We start from the raw sequence: 2,881 nt of genomic DNA on the forward strand, positions 1-2,881 counted from the left end.
CGTTACTGCGGCGTGAGGGCCCTTGGCGCCGTTCGACGGCCGGGGCCGGGGGCCGGGGCCGGGGGCGGGTCGAGGGGGAAGGCTACTTCTTGCCCTTCCCCTCCCCCGCGGACTCGTCGGTCGACAGGACGGAGATGAAGGCGTCCTGCGGAACCTCAACGTTGCCGACCATCTTCATCCGCTTCTTGCCCTCCTTCTGCTTCTCCAGCAGCTTCCGCTTACGGGAGATGTCACCGCCGTAGCACTTGGCGAGGACGTCCTTGCGGATGGCGCGGACGGTCTCACGGGCGATGACCCGGGCGCCGATGGCGGCCTGGATCGGCACCTCGAAGTTCTGCCGCGGGATGAGCTTCTGCAGCTTGGCGACGAGCCGTACGCCGTACGCGTATGCCTTGTCCTTGTGCGTGACCGCGGAGAACGCGTCCACCTTGTCGCCGTGCAGCAGGATGTCGACCTTGACGAGGTTGGCCGTCTGCTCGCCGGTGGGCTCGTAGTCGAGGGAGGCGTAACCCCGGGTCTTGGACTTCAGCTGGTCGAAGAAGTCGAAGACGATCTCCGCGAGCGGCAGGGTGTAGCGGATCTCGACCCGGTCCTCGGAGAGGTAGTCCATGCCGAGCAGGGTGCCGCGCCGGCCCTGGCACAGCTCCATGATCGCGCCGATGAACTCGCTCGGGGCCAGCACCGTGGCGCGGACGACCGGCTCGTGCACCTTGTCGATCTTGCCCTCGGGGAACTCGCTCGGGTTGGTGACGACGTGCTCGGTGCCGTCCTCCATCTCGACGCGGTAGACCACGTTGGGGGCGGTGGCGATCAGGTCGAGCCCGAACTCGCGCTCCAGCCGCTCGCGGACCACGTCCAGGTGGAGCAGGCCGAGGAAGCCGACGCGGAAGCCGAAACCGAGCGCGGCGGAGGTCTCCGGCTCGTAGACCAGGGCGGCGTCGTTGAGCTGGAGCTTGTCCAGCGCCTCGCGCAGGTCCGGATAGTCCGAGCCGTCCAGCGGATACAGCCCCGAGAAGACCATCGGCTTCGGGTCCTTGTAACCGCCCAGCGGCTCGGTGGCCCCGTTGCTCAGGGAGGTGATCGTGTCACCGACCTTGGACTGCCGGACGTCCTTCACACCGGTGATGATGTAGCCGACCTCGCCCACGCCGATGCCGTCGGCCGGGGTCATCTCCGGGGAGGACACCCCGATCTCCAGCAGCTCGTGGGTGGCGCCGGTCGACATCATCCGGATGCGCTCGCGCTTGTTGAGCTGGCCGTCGACGACACGGACGTAGGTGACGACACCGCGGTACGAGTCGTAGACCGAGTCGAAGATCATCGCGCGGGCGGGGGCGTCCGCGACACCGACCGGGGCCGGCACGTCGCGCACGACCCGGTCGAGCAGAGCGTCCACGCCGACGCCGGTCTTGGCGGAGACCTTGAGCACGTCCTCGGGCTGGCAGCCGATGAGGTTGGCCAGCTCCTCGGAGAACTTCTCCGGCTGGGCGGCCGGGAGGTCGATCTTGTTGAGCACCGGGACGATGGTGAGGTCGTTCTCCATCGCGAGGTAGAGGTTGGCCAGCGTCTGGGCCTCGATGCCCTGCGCGGCGTCGACCAGCAGGACCGTGCCCTCGCAGGCGGCGAGCGAGCGGGAGACCTCGTAGGTGAAGTCCACGTGGCCCGGGGTGTCGATCATGTTGAGGACATGGGTCAGCCCCTTGTCCTCACCCTCGGTGGGCGCCCAGGGCAGCCGGACCGCCTGGGACTTGATGGTGATGCCGCGCTCGCGCTCGATGTCCATCCGGTCGAGGTACTGAGCACGCATCTGCCGCTGGTCGACCACGCCGGTCAGCTGGAGCATCCGGTCGGCAAGGGTCGACTTGCCGTGGTCGATGTGCGCGATGATGCAGAAATTGCGGATCAGCGCCGGGTCGGTACGGCTCGGCTCGGGCACGTTGGAAGGAGTCGCGGGCACGCAGGGTCCTGATTCTTGAGACGCCGAACGCCGTGTCTCGGGTCGATGTCGGGTCGGTCGGATCGATACGTAGGCTCCATCGTCCCACGCCTGCGGGGCAGCGACCGGTTTGGGCCGGTCGGAGAGTGACTGCTACCGTGGACAGCTGTGCCTCGTGGCTCTCACGAGCGACGGGGCTCACCTAGAAGATCCAACGAACCTGAAAAGGCTCTTTCGTGGCGAACATCAAGTCCCAGATCAAGCGGAACAAGACCAACGAGAAGGCGCGCCTGCGCAACAAGGCCGTCAAGTCGTCGCTCAAGACCGCGATCCGCAAGGCCCGCGAGGCCGCCGCTGCCGGTGACGTCGAGAAGGCCACCACGGCCGCCCGCGACGCCGCCCGTCAGCTCGACAAGGCTGTCTCGAAGGGTGTCATCCACAAGAACGCCGCCGCCAACAAGAAGTCGGCGCTGGCGTCCAAGGTTGCCGCCCTGTCGGCCTGAGCTTCTTCCCGAAGCTCACTGATGTGATCGCCGGGACGGACCAGCGGGCCCTCTCTCCCGCCCCGGACCGGCACCCCGCGCCGCACACCGAACCTGCGTTCGCCACGCGGGTGCGGCGCACCACAGCGTGACCCGGAAGCCCCGGGCGCCGATCTCCCCGGATCAGCGCACCGGGGCTTCTGTGCGCCCAAGGCGCGTCCGGGGCAATCCCAGCAGACCCGGACCACATCCAGCCCGTCCGGCGCTTGAGGACAAAACCGGCGATCACACGAGGACCCGCACGCCACGGCGAACCGCCCACCGCACCGGCCGAGATGCCTACCGACCGGCCCGCGCGGCCCGAGCGACAACGACGACGGCCTTCTCCAGGGCGTACTCGGGGTCGTCCCCCCCACCCTTCACCCCCGCATCCGCCGCAGCCACGGCCCGCAGGGCCACCGCC

2 protein-coding genes are annotated in these 2,881 nt (G+C 68.4%); one reads left to right on the plus strand and one right to left on the minus strand.

Annotation, left to right across the window (positions count from 1 at the left end; genetic code table 11):
• Positions 1-82: 82 nt before the first annotated feature.
• On the minus strand, positions 83-1,957 hold the full coding sequence (gene lepA / locus D3105_RS33150) for a translation elongation factor 4 (RefSeq protein ID WP_118906522.1): 1,875 nt from the start codon (positions 1,955-1,957) through the stop codon (positions 83-85).
• A 215-nt stretch (positions 1,958-2,172) separates the two neighbouring features.
• On the opposite strand from lepA, the gene rpsT reads away from it, so the two are divergent.
• Positions 2,173-2,439 (plus strand): 30S ribosomal protein S20, encoded by a 267-nt coding sequence (rpsT, locus tag D3105_RS33155; RefSeq protein WP_069736542.1) that lies wholly within the window; start codon positions 2,173-2,175, stop codon positions 2,437-2,439.
• Positions 2,440-2,881 lie beyond the last annotated feature (442 nt).

The sequence above is a fragment of the Streptomyces globisporus genome (genome assembly GCF_003501885.1).
GTDB classification, from domain to species: Bacteria; Actinomycetota; Actinomycetes; order Streptomycetales; family Streptomycetaceae; genus Streptomyces; species Streptomyces globisporus_D.